Genomic DNA, 20,414 nt, shown 5'->3' with positions numbered 1-20,414 from the left:
AAGCGAGCCTCGCCCATGCCTCGAGGGCATGGGCGTACACGCCTCTGGCGGTCTCCTCGTATCCGCCGTCGCCGGTCGGGTGCAGGACGAAGTACTGACCGCCCTCGGCGGCCAGCTCATACTCGCCACAGCAGGACGTGCGAGAGATCCGCAGTCGCGGGGCGCGCGGGATGAAGGGCTCCCATCGGTGCATGTGGATCACTTCCGCCCGCTCATCAACTGCCCACCTCGGCGCGCCGCCCAATCGGGCAGGAATGGGAGACGTGCCGGTTCGGGCAGCAGATCATGCCGATCGTGGCGAATCGGCCGCCTTGGAGCCACTCGCTCCATTGCACGTCCACGCCTCGGAGCAGCGCGTCACACGCGTACTCCAGCCGATCGCCCAAGAGGATGCGCTCCGGCAAGGGCAACGCTCCACGAACCTTGCCGTACTCGGCCGCCAGCCAGTCGGCCGCCTCGCCAACGTCATGGAATGTGGCCGCGACCCGGGACGCCGGTTTGGCCAGCCAGTCACCGGTCCGCATGGGCGGCAACGCTGAGGCGGCGAAGTCGGGCGAGCTGGTGCGGCGCTCGGCCTCGTTGGCGCGGTCGGCGCCGTTGCCGGTCCAGTGGTAGGCGTGCCAGTGCGTGATCAGGATGCTCCCGTAGAGTGCTGAGGGCGGCCCCTGCTTGCTGTGATCAGGCAGGGGCCGCCCCTTCCGGCCGTGCTAGATGGTGGTCACGCCAGCGGCGCGAAGTTCCGCACCGGTGAACCGGAGGGTCCCGGCGTCCGGGTTCTTCGAGTCACGCACCGCGTAGGCATCCTCGACGCCCGGAATCGGGGCGATCAGAACACAGGACTCCATGTCCTCCTCCCGCTGATTGCCGCCGCATAGCTTGGTGAACGGCACCTCGCCGAGCGGTTGGCCGTATAGATCCCTCATGGGATCTCCTCTCGCCTGGCCCCGGATCGGGGCGACTTCCCAAAGCGCGGTGTTGCACCTGGGGGGTTGGACCTCAGCCCGCCGCCTGCGGCACCGGCACTCGGCGGGCCAAGGCTGCTCATATCGGCCCAGTGCCGGATCGTCCTCCGTGATGGAGAAGCGCCGACTGCCAGGCCAGGGTGGACGCGAGCGCGATGGCGTCCAGCCGCCGCACGGTCTGCAGGACACCGGCCGCCACCATGGCGGGAGTTAGATCGGGATGGAGCCTGGCCGTCCACGACACGTTCCCGGTCGCGTCCCGCTCGCAGTCGATGTCCCATGCCGGGTAGGTGTTGCGGAGCACCAAGAGCTGACGGCCTGCCACATCCTGAAGGAGGGCCGCCTGTGCCATGGCCTGCCGAGCGTTGTGTTCGGCGGCTCGCACGAGCTCCTGCTGCTGCATGGCGTCGTGGTCGTCCGTGTCCCAGTGCACGGTTCCATCACAATCGCGCGTGGTACGACTGCGGGAGAGGACACTGGAGGCGCACCCGGACGTCCGCCCGTGTCCGCCCGTCCCCCGGAGGTGTGCACGCGATGAGCAAGGTTCCGGCCTGGGCAGGTCGGCTACGCGCCGAGCGGACCAGGCGAGGCTGGTCTCAACGGGATCTCGCCGTGCAGTTGTCCAAGGTGGCCGACAGGGCCATGCCCGAGGCCGAGAGCATGGTGCGCCGGATCCGGGACCACGAGTGCGGCAGGCACCGGCCTGACGATGAGTACGCCGAGCTGTACTGCCGCTTGTACGGGTCGAGCGAACACGCCCTCTTCAACGACGAGGACGACGAGACGTACCTCGGCAACGAGATCGACGCGATCGAACTCGCCCGCCGCGCAGGAGCGAGCGACGTCGGCCAAGAGACGTTGGAACGGCTTGAGCTCGCCGTGGATGATCTCGCGTCGGCCTACCCCCGCACACCCCCGAGCGAGCTGCTCGGGAGGGTACGGCGGCACCTGGAGTACGTCGCGCGACTCCTCGACGGCAAGAAGACCCTCACCGAGCATCGCCGTCTGCTCGTGGCCGGCGGATGGCTCTCGCTGCTTGCGGCCACCTGCCATATCGACCTCCGGCAGCACCCGGCCGCCGCGGCCCGGCTACGGACCGCCGGCCAGTTGGCCGACCACGCCGAGCACCCTGAGATCAGGGCGTGGTGCCTTGAGACCGAGGCGTGGCAGGCCCTCACCGAGGGCGAGTTCCAGCACGCGATGATCCTCGCCCAAGCCGCGCAAGACGTCGCCCCCCGCAAGAGCTCGGCGTACATCCAGGCGACCGGGCAGGAAGGCCGGGCCTGGGCCCGCATGGGCAAGGGTGCAGAGACGCGGGCGGCGCTCACCCGCATTCAGCGGATGGTCGCTCCGCTGCCCATGCCGGACCGGCCAGAGCACCACTTCCGGTACGACCCCGCCAAGAGCGACGCCTACACCGCGACGACACTCTCATGGCTGGATGATCCCGCTGCCGTCGGCTACGCGCGGCAGGTACTTGCGCGGCTGGAGTCCACCGAGGACGGCGGGCCACGCCCCCGCAGGGCCGCCTCGGCGCGCCTCGATCTGGCATTGGCGCTGCTCGAGACTGATGAGCCGGGCGAGGCCGGTCATGTCGCCCTTCAAGCGGTGGAGAGCGGCCTGCTCGTGCCCTCGAACTACTGGCGGGCCAAAGAGGTCATCGCGGGGGTCGAGGAACACGGCCTGGCAGAAGCCGTCGAACTACGCGAGGTCTATCGCGAACTGTACGGCCGGTCGAAGCCAGAGCCTCCGCAACTGGGTGCCTGAACACGGCAACGCCCCGCTAACCGGAGCAGAGACCGCCAATCAGCCGAGCTGTACCCTGCGAATCGCCGGAGACAAGATCCACGAGCAGCCCGCCAGCCCCGACCGCTGGTAAAACAAGGCCATCCAACAAACCGAAGAGCTGTACCAGGTCTACCTGATTGAACGGGCCGAGGAGGAGAGCCGATGACAAGTTTCAAGAAGTGGAGCGATGTCCGTGAGGAGCATATCGAGCGCGCCGGAGGAGAGCAGGCGCTGGCCGAGACCCGGGGCATGATCGAGGCTTATGTACATGCCTGGCACCTGGCCGAACGGCGAAAGAACGCCGGGCTCACGCAGTCCGACGTGGCCGAGAAGATGTGCGTGACAAAGATGCGCGTATCCCAGATTGAGAACGGCGATGTGACCTCGGTAGAAGTGCTTGTCCGCTACGTCGAGGCCATCGGAGGGCGATTGGAGCTGACCGCCACGTCTGATGACAGCACCTACCGCATGGGCGACGCGACCGCCGCAATGTGACCATTTGGGTGATGACGCTCTTTGATTTCGGCTCTGGCGATCTTTATGTGGTGCCCTCACGGATCACGAGCAGTTCATTTGCGCAGAGATAATCCTCCTGGTGCTTTGAACTAACGATCTTCGTGGCGCAGGTCTGGCAGGGATGGCCTGCTGCTTGGGATGCCGAGTCACCTCCCCGTAAGCAGCAATCCATCTTCCATAATCGGCTGGAAATGCCAAATTGACTTTGCGCTCCATTGCAATTACTTCGACTTTGGACAGAATTCCTTGCTGACCCTAAGCAGACGTGTCAGCCCAGCAAAGGCCTCCATGTAGATTCCTGCCGCTTGCACCGTTTTCGATGTAGCGATCGATACGCGTTCCGCGAACCCTTCCGCCATCAGGCGGTTTTTAGTCCTTCCATTTCAGCCTACAGGCGCCCGCGTCGCATCGCCTTCAGTGTGGCGCGCCAAAAGGATCACGACAAGTACAGCTATGACCAAATTCACCATTAGGAAAATATTTAACCTATTTAAGCTCGCAAGGAGGGAATAGGCCGATATGACGACCTCAACGCCAATGGCAACACCTCTCCCCCAACGGATTCGCCGCACGACCGCGAAGCTCAGCACAGCCGGAAAAAATCCGCTCGCTAAAACAAAGATCGACAGAGGCGGCAGCGCGACCATCTCCCAGTCAACGGTATATCCATTGACGATCAGGACGATCTTGACCGTGAGACCGGCCAGCGCGATGGCGGACTGCAACAGCATGAGAGCACGGACAAGCCGTGCTGTGCGATCATTGAGTCTCACTGGATACGCCTCTCCCTCAATCGCAGAGCCGCCGGTGGACTGCGAGGCCACCGGCGGCTCCTACATCCTTAGAAGTATTTCGTTGATGCCCTGAACCAGCAACTCTGCAGGTTCATCGGGTCGGCAGCCAGCGGACCACCCTTCATCGGGAATTGAACAGTGACATTCATGATGTGTCGGATGCTTTCGAACCAGCAAAGACCTAGTATTCCCTCACAGTCCACTGTGAACGGCCTGATCTTGCCGGGAACTGGTATTTGCACCCACAGGTTTCCTGCTTCGCCGTCTGCTGAGTACGAAACGGAGTCGCTTGTCTTACTGAATCCGACTCCACCCACTCCCGTGTCGATGCTGATGCTTCCCACCATCATCGAGAATTTTGCGGTGGTGGCGAGTTTTACTTTGATGTTTTTCACTAGATTCTTGTTCGCGGCTTTGAAGCGCGACGTCATCTTGACACGGCTCCAGCCCTGAAGTTCCTCGACCCGCACGCTCGTCGGACCACCCAGCGTGTAATTGTGCACCCCCGACCAGCGCAGGACTCCGCCCGACTCGAAGCTCATACCAGACATGACGTTTTGCTTGCCGTAAGTGTCGAAGCGGCAGATGTCCTGCCCGAAGTCGCAGTTGAGCGTGTAGCCGAAAACAGTCTCGCCGTTCTTGCCCTTACCGCACCATTCCTGCGCCGACGCTGCCGCAGCCATGCCTTGTGCGACAGCGGAAGTGCTTCCGCACCCGTCCGGTCCCGGACCCTCGAGGATCATGTCCATGTCACTAACGTCGACGTCGACGACCACGGATATGAGCCTAACGGCACCACAGTCCGTGAATGAATAGTCGAACGTGTCGGTCAGCTCACTCGGCTTCGACACTTGATTGCCGTCTTTATCCGTCGTAACGTCGGTCCAACTCCGGCTGACGGTGGCCCGAAGCGTGGGACTTCCGTCCGGCGACGTGTAGGCAAGCGTATTACTGAGAGAAACGGACGTGCCCGTCCGCTCTATGTTGCTCTTCTCCAGACCTTCCCTCTCTGCGAGCAGAATCGGGTTGGTGAGCGAAAGCTTCGCTGTGACCGGGCTGCGCGGATCTAAGTCGGCCAACTGTTTTTGTGCGTTCGCCGTGCTCACGCTGCTTGACCAGACATCCGGATAGGTGCCTTCCACGACACCGCTCTGTCGCAGATAGTATTCCTGCACCGTCATCTTGAGAGACCCCTGGCTGACCGCCGATTCGCATTCTGCGGGGGGAGCGGGCAGAGCCCGTGGAGTCAGCGAGATACTTTCCCACTCTCCTCTGCCGAAACGCGTCTTCGCAGCGACTTTGATCGTGTAAGTCTCACCATTCGTCAAGCCGGTGATGGTGGCCGAGGGCATCGTGGTCTGGACGGAGCGCACGCTCTCGCCCGCGGATGAGACCGCCTCCACATCGTAGCCTTCCAGCAGCGCGAGAGAGCCAGTGCTGGACGGGATAGCCCAAGAGACAATGACACCCCCGTCACCGGACTGACCGGAGAGATCTTGGACATTACTCGGCGGACCAGCGGGCGTGTAGCCAATCTTCAAGCTAGGTGGCGTCGAAGCAGTAGGCTCCGAAAAAGTGACCGTTGTCGGATTGTCGGTCTTCACCAGCAGCCACGAATACTGATCTCCGATGATGTCAACCTTGGGCTGAGCGATGGCCACGGAATACCTTGAGGCATCGTTCGTGGTTTCGACGACAGTGCCGATCGTGGTCTCACTGGTGACCGGCGAGTCCAGGCGCGTGATCGTTATCGGTGTGTCCTGAGGACACGAACCGCCGGAACACGTCGGTGTGCCGAGATCCAACAGCGCCTCGACCGGAACGGCGTCGTCTGGAAGTCCGTCCAACCTGAATCCGATCATCGCGGCGGTCTTGTCGGCACCGCCGCCGCCGATCCGTATCACCGAGTCATCAGTCACTGAACATGGTGACCCACCGCAGGCGGTGGGGTCGGTCTTGGCGGTCTTGATGACGAAGCTGTCCTTGCCCAGCGTCAGGTACCGGACGTCCCCAGTGGGGGGCGGCGGAGGTGTGCCGGGCGTTGTGAAGGCGACAACAGCCGTCTTAGAGGTGCAGATCTCTTCGATGGCGCTTGGGCTCGCGGGCGGGGTTGTCTGTGTGGGTGTGGGTGTGGGTGTGGGTGTGGGTGTGGGTGTGGGACTCGCGGTCGGGACCGGGACGTTGACCGGGGTTTCCATGTCGGCCTTGATCTCGGCTGCGGCTTGTGCGCGGTTGTAGACGCGTACTTCATCGATAGCGCCACTGAAGTATTCGCCCCATTTGGCGTTGCTCCCGATACGGAGCGCGCCGCCGTCGTCGACCAGGCTGCCGGTCATGGCGAGTTGTCCGGCTTGGGTGCCGTTGACGTACAGCTTGGCGACGCTGCCGTCATAGGTGACGGCGAGGTGGCTCCAGGCGGCCGCCGGCAGAGCGGTGGTGCCGTTGACCGTCTGGTGACCGGTGGTGTCGGGCTTGAGCAACCAGGCCGATGGCACGGTGCCGTTGGAGGCGTACAGCCCGTACGCGGATCCGGCGGTGTGGCCCTTCATCGCCACGGTTCGCCAGATGGACACGGTGGTGGGGTTGACCCAAGCCGAGAGGGTCATCCCCGTGGTGAGCCGGAGCACACTGCTATGGGGGATCGTGACCGTGCTCGTGCTGCCGTTGAAGGACAGTGCCTTGCCATGCTTACCTGCAGCCCAGCTGGTGTCAGTCGTTGTGCCTGGGCCGACCTTGCCGGTGGTGTCGGCGATGGTGGTTCCGCTGCCTTCGTCCATGCCGTAGGCCGCGACGAGACCCTCTGGTAGCGGCGTGGGTGTGGGAGTTGGCGTCGGGTCCGGAGGCGTGGTCTCGCCGGCTTGGCCAACGGCGCACGCCACCATCTGCCACTTGTACGTGGTTCCGGGCTGCACGGTGTTGGCGGGGATCTGGAAGGAAGCGCGTTCGCCGCCGTTGACGCCGCGAACGCCGAGCGGCACAGCCCCGACCGGTGCCCCGTTGTTGTCGTACAGGTAGTACTTCGCGGTCACCGGGCCGCCGGAGGGGCGGTTGACCATGCCGGACAGAATCGGCTGAGAGGGTTCGGCCATGCCGGTCTCGGTGTCGGTCGGGAGCATCGGCGCGTCGGAGGTGATCCGGTAGGCCGGGCTCTCGTTGCAGGAGGGCGGAGTGACACCGGTGCGGCAGGCTTTGACGACGAATTTGAGGCTGGCCGGGTTGTCCAGCGCGAAGGTCTTATCGATCACCTGGCCGGAGGGCATGTTGCTGTGCGTGGTGGTGTTGGGCGAGACCACCAGTGAGCGGATCTCCTGGCTGGTGAGTGCCCGCTGGTAGACGCGCAGGTCGTCCACTGCGCCGTTCAGGCTTGCCAGGTTGCCGAGGACTCTACCGGTGCCGACCTGGAAGTCGCCCTGGGCGTTCCAGCCGATGGTGTAGTCGCGTTCGCCGGCCAGTTCGCCGTCCACATACAGCCGGAACTTGTGTGCAGGCTGGTCATGTTGCACGGCTAGGTGGGTCCATTGGCCGATCTTGGCGGGCTTCTCCGACTGCATGAGGATCTCTTGGATGCGGTCGGGGTTGTCCTGCGTAATGACGGAGAACATCCAGCGTCGGTCGAATTCCGCCGCGCTGGAAACCTTGTAGCCCAGGGTAAAAGCAGGCATGTGGGTGCCCATCTGGGACAGCACCGCCTGGTCGTTGGTGCTGCTGTTGAGGCGCACCCAGGTGGCCACGGTGTAGGTCTGGTCGGTGTTGATTAGCGGTTTACCGGCGCTGAGCAAGGCGCCGGGGGCGAGGTTGACCGCCCCGCCGAGCTGGCCAGGGACGCGGTTGTAGGTTCCCGTGACAGTGCCGGTGTTCCCATTGCCGGAAGAGTCGGCTGCGGTGGCGCCAGATTCTTCATCGAGCTTCCACGAGGCGGCCTCGCCAGCGGGGAGCTGGACCGGTGGAGGGGGCATGGTGGAGTCGTTGACGGTGACTGTATAGTCCAGGGGCCTTGCCTCGGGAACGCTGGACTTGTAAGTCACCTTGACGTTGGTGCTGCGCGCGATGGCGTCGTTGCCGCTGATGGAGTCGATCGACTCGGCGGTCACCGTGGGGATCTCCGGCGGGAGCACCCAGTCCACGCTCAGCTTGGGGACATTCGTGCCCCACAGTTGCGCCCAGAACGTGAAGTCCTCTGAAACGTCCTTGGGCACCGGCAGTTCCGAGCCCAGGCGCAGCATCAACCCGTGGTTGGGGGTGCCAGAGGCCCACAGGCTGGTCATTGCGGTCAGGTCCCAACTCCACACTGCCCCATTGGTGCGGACCTGGGCACACGCGTCGATGGAGGAGCGCTCCTCGGGCGTGGTGGCCGGCTGGTTGCTCCAGTAGGTGTTGTCGGCGACCCAGGGTTGGGTGATGCGGTGCGCAATGATCGATTGGAAGGCGGTGCAGCTGGTGACCTCGGCCCTGAGAGCCAGCTGCATGGTGGCCTTGACCACCTGTCGGCCGTTGATCGGTGCGGTGTCGAAGGCCAGCAGCGCCCGGGTAGCCCGCTCTTTCGTGTAGCCGCAGGTAGTCGGGGTGGGGCAGGTCCGGGGGTTCCACCGCGATACATAGCCAGGGCTTGTCTGGCTGTTGGGGTATCCGATCGACACTTCCTGAGTGACGCCGAGCGTGGTGGTGGGATCGATCGTGACCGGGTACTGGGTCGCAGGATCGGCCAGCCACTTGGTGTCCGGCTTGAGCACCAGCACCTTCTGGCCGCCTACGCTCTCGACTGCGGTCTTCACCTTGGCCTCGCGCCGAGGCAGACTGACAGCGGGATCGACGCTGTCCCACATCCGCGGCGTCGGAGCCGACATCACCGTCTTGCCCTTCGGGCTGACCAGCGACAGCCCGCCAGACTTGGTCACATCGAGCTCCATCCCCGTGGTCTGCACCGGGAAACGGAACTCCAGCGGGCCCGTAGGGCGCTCGCGCAGCACCACGTCATGCTGGAATCCGGTGGGTAAGGCGGTCACGACCAAGTCGGCGCCCTTGCCCGCAACGTCGGCGTACCGGGCGACGTTGCCGTTGATTTGCGGGCGCGGGAGAGCGGTGGGCCACGACAGGGCGAACTTCTGCCCCTTGGCGCGCTCCATGGACACGAACGGCTTATCACCGCCGAGCGAGAACTGCACGTTCGCCTTGGCCAGCTTGGGCTTGAGAATCCCGTCCTGCTCGACGAGCGTAGGGTCCAGCCATACCCAGGAGCCGTCGGCCTGTTTCAGCTGGGCAGGCCCCCCATAGGAGTGCGTGGTCAGATGTCCGTCGGGATAAGCCCAGATCCGCGACGTCTCGGTGAATGCCGCCTCGACGGCCACCGCTTTGTTCTGCTTTTTGGCTTCCTCGATAGCCGCACGTAGCGGGGCGTCGGGATCCTCCGGCCGCGGAAAGGTGGTTACGGAAGGAGAGGGCGGCGTCGGGTTTGGCTCCGGATCCGCCTGTGCCGCGCCTGAAACACCTGCTACCAGCAGCGATGCTGCCACCGTAAGCACCGTCGCGGTCGCGATGTGACGGCGAGGCGGCAAGTTCCGCCTCGCCGTGCTAACTAACTTGTTCACTAACACCCTCAATCTGCTGTGTGTTTGGAATAGCAAATAACCTTTACCTTGGGCAAGATCAATCGGCAATATGAGAAAGGGCACATCAAGTCTCATAGGAAAGGCTGTAACGCCCCGCCTGTGGGAGCCGATAAATCTGCTACGGCCCGAAAAGTGGTAATCAGCCTTCTCGGAATTGGCGGGTACGCCGGCCGACCCGGCATTGCCAGAAGGCGATCTCCCGGTAAGAAGTGGTCACAGCCGGGATCGGGGAAAGAGGGACACCCATTCCTCCATCTAAGTCAGAGACTCCCTGGTCGCGGAACATGCTGACGACCGATGCGACCCGGGACTACCTCCACGAGCATGGACGAGGGTGCTGTGGAGGTTCTCTCCACATTGTCACGATCTTGTCATGCTGATCTGTTATCGCATGTTGTGGTGCCCGAGACAGACCTGAACCACGATGGAGGCTCGGGGAAGTTCGGGACTAGATCACCGCGCTCAAGGGGGTCGGGTGGAGTTTCGCGTCTTAGGGCCGGTTGAGATCTGGCGCGACGGAGGCGCAGTGCCGATTGTCGGCGAGAAGCAGCGGACGTTGATCGCGCTTCTCGTCCTTCGGGCTAACCATGTGGTGCCCCATGACCACCTGCTCGAGGCGCTCTGGGGCGACGATCGGCCGGCTGCTGGGCGCCGCGCTCTGCACAACCATCTGTGGTCCCTGCGCCGTCTCCTCACCAAGGAGGGTGAGATTTCCACCAGCCCCGGTGGGTATTCGCTGAGGGTCTCCGCAACCGCTTCGGACCTTGCCGTTTTCCACGCTGAGGTCGCCGCCGCGAACGCCGCCCGAGCCGCTAACGATCTTCCGCGAGCCGCTGAACGGCTGCACGCCGCGTTGGATCTGTGGCGAGGGCCCGCGCTGACAGGAACGCGCCCGGAATTCCAGACCACCGAAGGTCATGCACTGGAGGAGTTGCGATTCGCCGCGCTCACCGACCGCATCGAGGCGGATCTCGCGCTTGGCCGTCATGCCGAGCTGATCGGCGAGCTCCGACAGCTCACTTCCACCGCTCCCCTGCGCGAGCGCTTCCGCAGCCAGCTGATGGTCGCGCTGTATCGTGACGGGCGACGCGCAGACGCCCTCGAACAGTACAGGCTGGCGCGTCAATGCTTCCGCGACGAGCTCGGGCTGGAGCCAAGCGACGAGCTCCAGCGGCTACATCAGGCGATTCTCAGCGCGGACCCGGACCTCTTCAGGCTGAACGATCCCGTACGACCAGTCGAGGCGCGACCACCACGGCCGAAGTTGGTTCCGCGGCAATTGCCAACCGATGTCGCCCGGTTCACCGGCCGAGACGAGCACCTCGACACGCTCAATGCCCTCTTGATCGCGAATCCTGCCAAGGCACTGGTGATCTCCGCCATCGCGGGTGCAGGAGGCGTCGGCAAAACCGCCCTGGCGACCCACTGGGGGCACCTTCGGGCCGACCAATTCCCCGACGGCCAGCTGTATGTGAACCTCCACGGCTACTCTCGCAACGCCCCGGTCACTGCGACACAGGCGTTGCGGCAGTTACTGCGGGGACTCGGCATTCCGTTGGAGGAAATCCCTCACGAGACGGACGAGCGAGCTGCAATGTACCGTTCGGCCGTCGCGGACAAACGTCTGCTCATCGTGCTGGACAACGCGGCCACCGCCGAACAAGTCAGGCCGTTGCTCCCGGGCTCCTCAGCAAGCAGGGTCCTGATCACCAGCAGAGACTCGCTGCGGAGCCTTGCCGTTACTCATGAAGTCGACATCGTCCAGTTGGACGTCCTCTCACCAGAAGAAGCACAGGCGCTACTGTTCGCCCTTCTGAGCGACGAGCAGGACAAGGAGTCGATCGGCGAGCTCGCCGCCTTGTGCGGCTACCTGCCCCTCGCTCTGCGCCTGGCCGCCGCGCAGGTCCACGGTGAGCGAGAGCCGGCGGCCGACTTGGTGGCGCGGCTACGTGAAGGAAGCCGTCTGAGAACACTCGACCTTGTCGAGGACCCTCACATAGGCGTCCGCTCCGCATTCGCGTTGTCCTATCAAACACTGCCAGAGCTGGCACGATCGGCGTTCCGCATCGCGAGCCTCCACCCGGGCCGCGACGTAAGCCTCGGCGCACTTGCGGCCATGTTGGGGGAGAGCCTGGAGACCACACGCCAGGCCGTGGACATGCTCGTACGTGCCCACCTAGCTCACAGTTCGAACCAGCGCGTAACTATGCACGACCTCATACGTGAATACGCCCGGGAGCTCGCGGACACGGAGGGCGAGCGACGGGAGGCGTGGACTCGTTTGCTCGGCTGGCACACCCACACCGCGCGCGCCGCGATGAGCTACGTCGACCCCGACGGCCGGTTAATGCATCCGAGCGTTCCCGGACCTGCGGGCGGGGTGCAGGAATTCGCCGACCAAGAGAGCGCTCAGGCATGGTTGAACAGTGAATTCCATAACACGGTCGCTCTGATCACCCATGCCGCCAGCAACGGGTTGCCCATCCACTCCTGGGAGCTCGCCTACATCACGGCGTACCACTTCTATCTGACCAGGCGCATCGACGACTGGATCACCGTGCAACGTGCGGCCCTGGAGGCCGTACGGCAGGTGGGCGACCTCAACGGGGAGGCGAAGATCCTCACCACTCTGGGGCACGCTCTCATAGAAGTCGACCTGTACGGCGAGTTCCTGGTCTGCCAGCGAAGGGCAGTCGAGTTGGCCGTGGCCACGAAGGACAAGCGCATGCATGCCGAGGCCCAGTACTACGTGGCCTTCGGACTCTTCCGTACCGGTGGGCTCGGCGATGCCCTCGATGCGAACGCGCAGGCGCGAGACCTGTACCGCGAAATCGATGATTGGCCTGGCGAGCTAGCCGCTATCTACCTGGCTGGGCAGATCAACGTCAAGCTGGGCAGGATGCAGCGTGCGCTGGAGGACTTGGATATTGCTCTGGCGTATTGCCAGGAACGCGGCAGGCGGCACGACGAGGCGGACATCCTGTTCTACGTCGGTATGGCCAACGTCGGCTTGGGGCACCTGACATCAGCCCTCGAAAACTTTGCGCTGGCTCTGCGGATCGCTCGCGAGCTCGAAGATCGCACGCTAGAAGCGCAGGCGTTGTGCCATCTTGGCGAGGTCGAGTTGAAGCAGGGCCGTTTCCCGGAGGCTCTTCGACTTCAAGAGGAGGCTTTCGATCTTGCGCAGCAGGTGCCCGGGCGTCTGACCGAGTGCAGGGTGCGCAACGGCCTGGGGCGTACTTATGCGATGTGCGGCAATCATTCGAAGGCCAGAGAGTTCTTCGGTGCGGCGCTGGAGATCGCGGAGAAGATCAACGATCCATATGAGCTGGCGGCCGCACAGAGCGGGCTGGCCCAGGCGCTCGCCGAGAGAGAGTTGCAGGCGTAGTCGTCCCTGTTCGAAGGTCGTGTGGACTTGTAGGACGGCCGCGGCAAGGCCGCGCACCTGGTCTGCCTCGCTCCGCTCGGCCGTGTCACGCGGGTGGTTGACCGGGCACAGCATAAGGGTGATGTTGGAAGGCCGATGGCGTGCATCCGGTTTCTCTTGCGCGGCCAGGTCCAGCGCCCACGCCTGCACGCTAGGCGCGGCCCGCAGCCGAAGGGGACGTCCGGCTGTGTAGCGACTGGTGCACGTGGAACCGGGCTACGGAGCGGCCATCTGCCAGTCTTGGGAGGCAGCGACAACCCCTACGAGTAGACTTCCCAAGATCCCGTCAACAATCTAGACCTTGACGGCACAAAGTAAACCTCGAAGAAAATCCCAAAAACCGCAAAGAAGCTTAAGACGCCTAAATCGGTTGGCGGTAAGAGCTGGTAAACTTGCAAGTCCACTTATTGAGGATACGACTGGGACTGCACCGGGCATATCGCCAGCGAAGACGTCGACGATGTGATCGATTCCTTAAATGATTTGTCATTCGGTGGCATTATGTGTGCTGCCGCCGACCCCGGCAGCGCCGTTCATCACAACGTTCCGTGGAGCGGTGGCCGGGACTGCACAATACTATCCATCACAAATCGACTATGCGAACAAAAAGCAACGGGGTAGGCATCGGCTAACACTACTGGAATAGCCCGTGGAGCCACAGATGCGAGTTCACGCGGACCCAAAAGAAAAAGGTAATGGCAGCATAGGGAGGACTCGCAGGGAATGAAATACGCATCCTTCGCCCTCGGCGGCTTTGCAACCATCGTCGTCGCCATTTCGCTCATCGCAAAGACAAGCGATAATCCGGAAGTAAGCTTATTGGGCGGCATCTTCACTTCCGTGGGAATCGCGATAGGCACGGTAGCGATCGTGCTCTATCAGATTGACCGCCTCATCAAGCGGGATCGGGACCGCCACATGTGATTACGGCATCAGGTGTTCCACATAGATCTTCTATGTGGAACACCTGATGCGTACCTTCGGGAACCTACGGCGAGCTAACCTCGATGATCTACGCTGCGATCGTGTCAGCTGGGCAATCTGCGTGGCGGAGTTTCTCCTTGATCATCCTTTTCGGTTAGCGTCCACGGGAACGGTATACGGGTTTGACTCTACTCGTCATCTTGATGCCCGTTAGGGAAGATCGATGTGACATGAGGGCGGCCGCTCCGCGATCCTTACAGCTGTCGAAGACATAAGAAGGATTCGCTGAAATCAGCGACGACTCGAATTCTGGTTGTCCCGGATGACCAGAACAAGGGTGACCACCGAAGTCGGTAACAGAATGAGCAGCCCTCCATTGAGCAGTAACTGGCCCGGGGCAGTGGAATTGGTGCCAGTGGATATCCAGACGGCGATGGAAGCGACCGTCATGGCCAAGCCGACGACATTGAGTGCTAAGAGCGCAAATTTTATCTTCCGGTTTTGTCTCACGTAGGACTCTCTGCTGATGGATGACGTAGCCGAATGGTATCTCGTTCGCGTAAGCGAAGACGTCAGCGTCCGTTCGAGCATGGTTAGGACAGGGCTCCTGGCCGAGCGTCGGGAAGGGGAGCGGCGCGGTCGGCGATGCCGGAGAAGGCGGGCATGCCGAAGTTGATGGTGGTAGCGCGGCGAGCTCGTTTGTCGAGCTGAGCGAGCTTGTCTTCGGCGCCAGCCAGGCTGACGCATGTCCGCCAGAAACTCCCGCGCACCTGGACAACCCGGCGCTCCCGTGCCTCCTCCAACGCCTGGCGGTCGTCGACAGTCGGGGTGGACGAACTCGGTGAGAACTCCTCACGCGTATAGGAGTGAAACTCGGTGCTCATGGCAACTCCTTCAGACCACTGCTCGGCCAGCGGGATGGCTTGTCGGTACCACTGGTTTCATTGCCCGGACTTGTCGCCCGCGATCAGCAGGACCGCGTTGCGGAGGGGATCGAGATGAACAGGATCCGTACTTCGCTGGTTCCGCTGGACCGCGACAAGACCCGCAGCCTCTTCCTCCCGCAACGCCTGCTTCGGCGCCTTGATGTCCTTCTTCGGCGTCCCCGGATCGGCCGAATTCTCCGTTACGCGGGTTGACGTGATCTGCACAACCGCCGCGGCCCAGTGCAGTACTCCGAGGTCTATCGCGAAACTGTACGGCCGGTCGAAGCCGCAGCATCCGCAGCTAGGCGCCTGAACACGGCAACGCCCCGCTGACCGGAGCCCAAACTGCCAATCAGCCGAGTTGCAGAATTCGCGATATGAGCGAGGTGCCGATCAGCGAGGCCCAATACCTGGGCCTGCATTTGCGTCGACCTCGGCGGGGCATCATCCTCAATTTCAACCCGGACATTGCCGGTGTCAGCGGCGCCAGATTTCAACCGGGCATGATTCCGCGATGACCAGCACGCGAACGCCGCGCCCAGGTCGCACGAGCAATCCTCACTCGTCCTCGCGTTGTCAGCCTGGAAGGCGCAGTTTGCAGATCTTCTGAGCGCACAACTCGGTGGTCGTTTTGCGGGGGTCCGGCACCTTGATCGAGACCTTGCCACCCCATTGGGTGTAGCGGGTGTCGACGTGGAGGGTCCTGCCCGCCAGCTCACCGGGACCGTCGGTAGCCGTGTAGGTGCTCTGCACCCTGCTGACCAGGCCCGCCGGGGTAAGAGTGAGGGTGTAGGAGAGCTTTGTGTTGTCCTCCCAGCTGCTGTGGGTCGAGTGGTCCAACCAGGGAGAGACTTTCTCGAGTTCCTTGAAGGTGATCGCGCCGGTCACGGCATCCCCGCTCACCTGCCCGTTCTCCAGCAGGGCGGCTAGGGTCGCGAGCTCTGTCGGATTGATGAGCTGCTCGTCGTTGCCGAGCAGTTCAGTGTGCCAGAGATGTAGCTGGTGGCTGTTCTTCCACCAGGTCTTGCCCTTCGGCAGCCATTTCCCGACCAGGCCACCGGATCGGTAACTGGTACCGCCGATGTCATGGTTGAAGCCGATGGCGCGCTCGCGGCCGTGCTCGCTCCCGGTGGTGGTGACGTCCAGGGCCTTGACGCCGCCCTTCTCGCGAGTTTCGAAGACACCCGTGCGTCGGCGTTCTGCCCTCTCGTCGGTGCCATCCAGGAGGGTGGCCGTCTCGGTGAAGTGCACCCCCTGCCCGGAGGCCAGGACGGCCTTGAGTGCCCGGACGGGGTCCTCGGTTGTGGCCTGCGAGGGAGCGCTGGCCACTAGTAAAGCACTACAAGCCGCCAATGCTGTGATCATGTGTCTCATGGTGGCGATTCTGCCGCAGTCGGATCACGTCCGGAACACGGGGCCCCGACGCGATATCAAACGATCATTGAGGAGTTGAAGTATTTACTTAGCAAAATTCGGCGACTATTTGCTCACGAAAGTCGTGCTCTGAGACCAATTCTCCTTCGGTATTGCGCACCTGGGTGGTGGCACCTGCGGAGTATTTCGGCGCGTCACTCAACAGAAAGCCACGGCCAGCGTAAGTGCCGCTCGACAGGTCTGCCGACACGCTGAGATGGGATGGAATTGGTAGCTTTAAGGCTACTTGTTCGTTTGCGAATCCTTTCGCTTCTCCTAGGACGACGGTTCCCCTTCGCGTCTCTGGCTGGATCGGTTGTGACACCTTCCACACTGGGCGTGTCGTCTGGTGCTCCCGCACATCGAAGGTGGACAAAGACTCTCCATCGCACAAAGGAATAATGAACATGAGTTGCCCCTCGGCAGTACGGCCGATCCCTATAGGCCTAGGGGAGGGATGACTCAATGGCACATTGCATGCTGCCACCAGCGTCATTAGCGCAGCCGAACAAGCTACGCATTGCCATCGAAGCTTCCATTGGGAAGCCATCGATTGCTCATCAGCAGTAATAGGTCTCATCCTTTGCCTCGGCTTGTAGTTCATAGGTGTTTTCGCATGGGGCCTAGGGCTCGGCGAGATAATAGACGAGGAACGCCAGCCAGAACCCGGTGTACTTGTAATAGTGGTTAAACTGTCTCATGTGCTCGGCCTCATGCTCGATGAACTTGCGATCCTTCTGTGCCAAGGGTTTGTCCGTCAACGTCACTCCACCGAGGGTTGTGCCGCATTTGCCGAAGTGGTACCCCGACCTGAGTCCGCTGCCGCCGCACACGATGAGCCCTGTTTGGGCGTCTCGATCGCATCTGACATTATTTCCCAAAGCGCTACTACCATGCCGACAGAGTACTGTTCGGCGATAAGTTCTCAAACAGGTTCGTACTCCCATCCGGCAATCTGCCCCCAACGCGGGAGCAACTCTGTGGTATCCCATCGGCGGCCAACTAGTTAGCTGACGCCACAATGCCGCCCGGCCAGGACACGCTCGATTCATTTACGGCAGTCCTACCGGGCGGCATCGTTTCCTACCCACCGCAAAAATATGCCAGGATATGGTCATGTCCCTCCAAGTAATCAACCACTATGAGCGACTCTTAGACGAGCACGCGTGGATGCAGGACGGATTCCACTGGACAGTGGCTCGGACCGGTACCCTGCCTCCATCCATTGAGGAGATCGGCGCGAGACTGTCACGATCGGCCGAAGCCGGCGTCGAGGAAGAGGTCGACGTCGCGGCAGGCGCAGATCATTTCATTCCCAGATCGGCGGTGTCAGTGGACAGGCAAAAGGAGGGGTATTTCCTCTTCCAAAACCAGGACTGCGGGGTCGATGAGCCCGCCGTTCTACAGGAACTCAGTGAGAAAGACGAACGAGCATGGAGCCTTACCTCCATACTCTATAAGCATAAATTTACATATGCCGTAGACGGCGAAATCCGATTGAAGTGGAGGGCAATCCCACACGGCGACCGGCCGATCGCGCACGACCCCGTGGATGAAGATCTTTCGTTCGTCCTGGATGTCTGCAGGGAAGCCAACATCCGCTTCGGCCTTGCCGCGCTTATGGCCGTGATCGACATCGGCAGCGGCGTACGCATGGATATTAACTGGCCGCACGCACCGAGGCCGGCCGTCATCATCGACGATCCCATCTGGTGACGGTCCAGCGGGACGGCCGTTTCAGTACGTAGCAGGCATACATGCTGTACGTGGAAGTGGGGGTTAGCCTCGATCTTTCTCGATGTTGATCTGGTCAGCTGATGGGTCCGGCTGGAGGTCGATTTCCTCGCTGTGGTCAGCGGGATTGCCCGGCTGTCGCGCCGGGTGGGCGGGGTTCCACGGGCCCGCGGGGTGCCTTTCTGCTCGTAGGGGTGGGCTGGTGATGGTCAGGTCGGTTCCTGCAGGGCGTGCAGCCGGGTCAGGGTGGTGACGATTTACCTGGCCCAGGGCCATTGCTGTGGGATGCGGAGGCGCAGGCGGTCTTCTGCGCGGGCGCGACGGCGGTGGCGTAATTCGAGGTCGGCGAGCTGGCCGGCGGGGGTGCCGATAGCTCTCATTAGGTGAAGCGGTGTCCGTCGATGTCGGTGAAGCGCAATTGGGCGCCGGGGTGCGGACGTTCTTTGCGGACGATGACCCGCATCCCTTTGGGCCAGCGGGTCAGGTCGAGCAGGCCGGTGATCTCGGCGACCCACGCGCCGGGTCGTACCTGGCGTTCGTCGTCGTAGGCCGGGGGCCAGGCGGTGGCGGGGACTTCCACCTCAGCCATCAACGAACCCCGGCCCTGCGCCGGTGATCATCCTGGAGACCGAGGCCCCGCCGGAGGCTGGTCTTGCACCACAGGGTTGTTCCCGCCACAATTCCGAAATGCTGTCGAGAGTGCCCGCATCGTACAAGGTTGTTCTAGGCGTATGTGGGCTGCTGGGAGTGCTATATCTCGCGAGGTGGCTGAGCGGCGCTGACGCGTATGTACGTGGACCGTTCTTCTGGCTCCTTCTAGGGGTCAAGGTGATTGCGATCGTCCTGGCGGCGAGAGCAGCGCTGGAGGGGATTCGACGATCACGGCGGGGCGAGTATCCAGCGCCTATCCCAGGGGAGCCTGTTGATGGTCCTCGGCAACGTCAGCGTCAGGGCGCGGTGGCGATGGGCTCCGTGACGATTCCGCTTCTCTCCTCCATCGTCTACATGTTCGCGGCGACCGAGGGCGATGATCCCTATACCGCCGGTCCGCTTGACCTGGCTGCTTACGCCACCACCGGAGTCATGTTCGTGCTAATGATCACGATGGTCATCTGGTCGGCGATCGTGAGTACGCGGAAGTAGATCGGACGAGCTCTGCTGCGGTCGGTGTATGCGCGCCATGCGGGTCCCTCCCCGCGGCCCGAGTGGCGGGCGCGGGCGAGAACGGCCCGCCGCCTTGATCTCTACAAGAACAATTCGGCCGGGTAAGAGGCGTGGCCGATGTCCTGTCTCGCTTGATGGTTGACACTCTGGCCTCGCTTGACGCTTGACACCTTGATCGCTTTCTGTGCCTACCCGTGGCGTTATCGACGCTTCAGGGGAGGCTCAGGTGACATTGGTGGCGTTGAGCGTCGTGGAGCAGCGCTATCACGCGGTGATCGAGGTGTTATCGGGGCGAAGGTCACCGACGTGGCTGGCCGGTACGGGGTGTCGCGGCAGTCGGTGCATACCTGGGTGCGCCGGTATCGCGAGGGTGGGCTGGGCGCGTTGGCCGACCGCTCCCATCGGGTCAAAGCCCACCCGATGCAGATTCTCCCGAGCATCGAGGCGATGATCTGTGAGCTGCGACGAGCTCATCCGCGGTGGGGGCCGCGCACGCTGGGCTGGGAGCTGGCCGAGCGCGGGGTCGAGCCGGTGCCGTCTCGGGCCAGTCCTAGTCGCGGTGCGGTAGAGCCACGCCCTGAGCTGGAGTCGCCCCGGTAGGTCGCGCGTCGACGCCACGTCCGCAGGAACGTCTCCTGCACCAGATTCTCAGGCTCCTTCCAGCGAGCCAAGCATTCGACAACAGTGGCGCAGCGCGTTCGGCGTCGGCGGACCGAGAGCTTCCCGTCAAGTCGCCACCAGTTGAAACGCACCGCGGACTCCCCGCTGTACGCGGTGCGTCTCGGTGTATATGTCAGCGCCGCCCACTCGCAGCCGTTGATCGGGCTGGCGCGGACCTTCACCAGTCCCACTGTCGCGGCCGACATCACAGGTGGGCGCCAGGAGGAACGCACCTATATATGGAGCGCGCCACATACGCCCGGGTGACAGACACAGCTCGTCTCCGTTCCGGACTCAGCCGAGGCGCTCCCGACACAGCCAAGAACAGGGCATATGACATGAATACGGATATTTCCGGGCGATACCTGAAGATCACCTGTGAGGACCTGGCCATGTTAGACGGAGCAGGGCTGAATCTGGTTCCTGTGATCTAAGGCACAATCAAGCGACTACTCTATGCAACATCGCTCTAACGGAACTTTCGTCCCATCCGCCACATC

At 62.7% G+C, this 20,414-nt stretch carries 15 protein-coding genes and 2 pseudogenes; 8 read left to right on the top strand and 9 right to left on the bottom strand.

Translation table 11 applies throughout. The annotated features are described in order from the left end of the window. Positions 1 to 215: 215 nt before the first annotated feature. From OHA25_RS20105 to OHA25_RS20095, 3 genes are all read right to left on the bottom strand, one after another. The gene (locus OHA25_RS20105) at positions 216 to 524 is read right to left on the bottom strand and encodes a hypothetical protein (RefSeq protein ID WP_327589058.1); all 309 of its coding nucleotides are present in this window, start codon (positions 522 to 524) and stop codon (positions 216 to 218) included. A gap of 183 nt (positions 525 to 707) precedes the next feature. Further along, positions 708 to 923, bottom strand: coding sequence for a DUF397 domain-containing protein (locus OHA25_RS20100; protein WP_327589057.1), 216 nt, complete (start codon positions 921 to 923; stop codon positions 708 to 710). A gap of 118 nt (positions 924 to 1,041) precedes the next feature. Further along, positions 1,042 to 1,395, bottom strand: a complete 354-nt coding sequence (locus OHA25_RS20095) for a hypothetical protein (protein WP_327589056.1) — start codon at positions 1,393 to 1,395, stop codon at positions 1,042 to 1,044. Between the two features lie 101 nt (positions 1,396 to 1,496). Here OHA25_RS20095 and OHA25_RS20090 point away from each other — a divergent pair, with 101 nt between their 5' ends. Together OHA25_RS20090 and OHA25_RS20085 are read left to right on the top strand one after the other, a co-directional pair. Then, positions 1,497 to 2,729, top strand: coding sequence for a helix-turn-helix domain-containing protein (locus tag OHA25_RS20090; RefSeq protein ID WP_327589055.1), 1,233 nt, complete (start codon positions 1,497 to 1,499; stop codon positions 2,727 to 2,729). Between the two features lie 183 nt (positions 2,730 to 2,912). Further along, positions 2,913 to 3,245, top strand: a complete 333-nt coding sequence (locus OHA25_RS20085) for a helix-turn-helix domain-containing protein (protein ID WP_327589054.1) — start codon at positions 2,913 to 2,915, stop codon at positions 3,243 to 3,245. Positions 3,246 to 3,649: 404 nt separating this feature from the next. Here the strand turns inward: OHA25_RS20085 and OHA25_RS20080 are convergent, their stop codons facing one another. Further along, complete coding sequence (locus OHA25_RS20080; protein WP_327589053.1) at positions 3,650 to 4,090, bottom strand: hypothetical protein; 441 nt, start codon at positions 4,088 to 4,090, stop codon at positions 3,650 to 3,652. Between the two features lie 17 nt (positions 4,091 to 4,107). Beyond that, complete coding sequence (locus OHA25_RS20075; protein WP_327589052.1) at positions 4,108 to 9,570, bottom strand: LamG-like jellyroll fold domain-containing protein; 5,463 nt, start codon at positions 9,568 to 9,570, stop codon at positions 4,108 to 4,110. A gap of 571 nt (positions 9,571 to 10,141) precedes the next feature. Between OHA25_RS20075 and OHA25_RS20070 the strand changes: the two genes are divergently transcribed. Next, a complete protein-coding gene (locus OHA25_RS20070; RefSeq protein ID WP_327589051.1) occupies positions 10,142 to 13,054 on the top strand; it encodes an AfsR/SARP family transcriptional regulator in 2,913 nt (970 codons plus the stop codon). Between the two features lie 762 nt (positions 13,055 to 13,816). Then, a complete protein-coding gene (locus OHA25_RS20065; protein ID WP_327589050.1) occupies positions 13,817 to 14,017 on the top strand; it encodes a hypothetical protein in 201 nt (66 codons plus the stop codon). A gap of 593 nt (positions 14,018 to 14,610) precedes the next feature. Here the strand turns inward: OHA25_RS20065 and OHA25_RS20060 are convergent. After that, positions 14,611 to 14,901 carry a hypothetical protein gene (locus OHA25_RS20060; RefSeq protein WP_327589049.1) on the bottom strand — a complete coding sequence of 97 codons (291 nt, stop codon included), beginning with the start codon at positions 14,899 to 14,901 and terminating at the stop codon, positions 14,611 to 14,613. A gap of 419 nt (positions 14,902 to 15,320) precedes the next feature. Here OHA25_RS20060 and OHA25_RS20055 point away from each other — a divergent pair, with 419 nt between their 5' ends. Continuing rightward, positions 15,321 to 15,461, top strand: a complete 141-nt coding sequence (locus OHA25_RS20055) for a hypothetical protein (protein WP_327589048.1) — start codon at positions 15,321 to 15,323, stop codon at positions 15,459 to 15,461. A gap of 58 nt (positions 15,462 to 15,519) precedes the next feature. Here OHA25_RS20055 and OHA25_RS20050 read toward each other — a convergent pair whose 3' ends face one another. Both OHA25_RS20050 and OHA25_RS20045 read right to left on the bottom strand, forming a co-directional pair. After that, on the bottom strand, positions 15,520 to 16,272 hold the full coding sequence (locus tag OHA25_RS20050; RefSeq protein ID WP_327589047.1) for a hypothetical protein: 753 nt from the start codon (positions 16,270 to 16,272) through the stop codon (positions 15,520 to 15,522). A 707-nt stretch (positions 16,273 to 16,979) separates the two neighbouring features. Then, on the bottom strand, positions 16,980 to 17,123 hold the full coding sequence (locus OHA25_RS20045) for a hypothetical protein (RefSeq protein WP_327589046.1): 144 nt from the start codon (positions 17,121 to 17,123) through the stop codon (positions 16,980 to 16,982). A gap of 349 nt (positions 17,124 to 17,472) precedes the next feature. Here OHA25_RS20045 and OHA25_RS20040 point away from each other — a divergent pair, with 349 nt between their 5' ends. After that, on the top strand, positions 17,473 to 18,072 hold the full coding sequence (locus tag OHA25_RS20040) for a hypothetical protein (protein WP_327589045.1): 600 nt from the start codon (positions 17,473 to 17,475) through the stop codon (positions 18,070 to 18,072). A gap of 311 nt (positions 18,073 to 18,383) precedes the next feature. Here OHA25_RS20040 and OHA25_RS20035 read toward each other — a convergent pair. After that, positions 18,384 to 18,664 (bottom strand): annotated as a pseudogene (locus OHA25_RS20035) (IS1380 family transposase); the annotation flags it as partial. A gap of 113 nt (positions 18,665 to 18,777) precedes the next feature. Between OHA25_RS20035 and OHA25_RS20030 the strand changes: the two are divergent. Both OHA25_RS20030 and OHA25_RS20025 read left to right on the top strand, forming a co-directional pair. Then, the gene (locus OHA25_RS20030) at positions 18,778 to 19,233 is read left to right on the top strand and encodes a hypothetical protein (protein WP_327589044.1); all 456 of its coding nucleotides are present in this window, start codon (positions 18,778 to 18,780) and stop codon (positions 19,231 to 19,233) included. A 262-nt stretch (positions 19,234 to 19,495) separates the two neighbouring features. Beyond that, a pseudogene (locus OHA25_RS20025) lies at positions 19,496 to 19,812 on the top strand (helix-turn-helix domain-containing protein); the annotation flags it as partial. Between the last annotated feature and the right edge of the window lie 602 nt (positions 19,813 to 20,414).

This window comes from Nonomuraea sp. NBC_00507 (assembly GCF_036013525.1).
Lineage (GTDB): Bacteria > Actinomycetota > Actinomycetes > Streptosporangiales > Streptosporangiaceae > Nonomuraea.
This window is presented reverse-complemented; position numbering and strand designations above follow the sequence as displayed.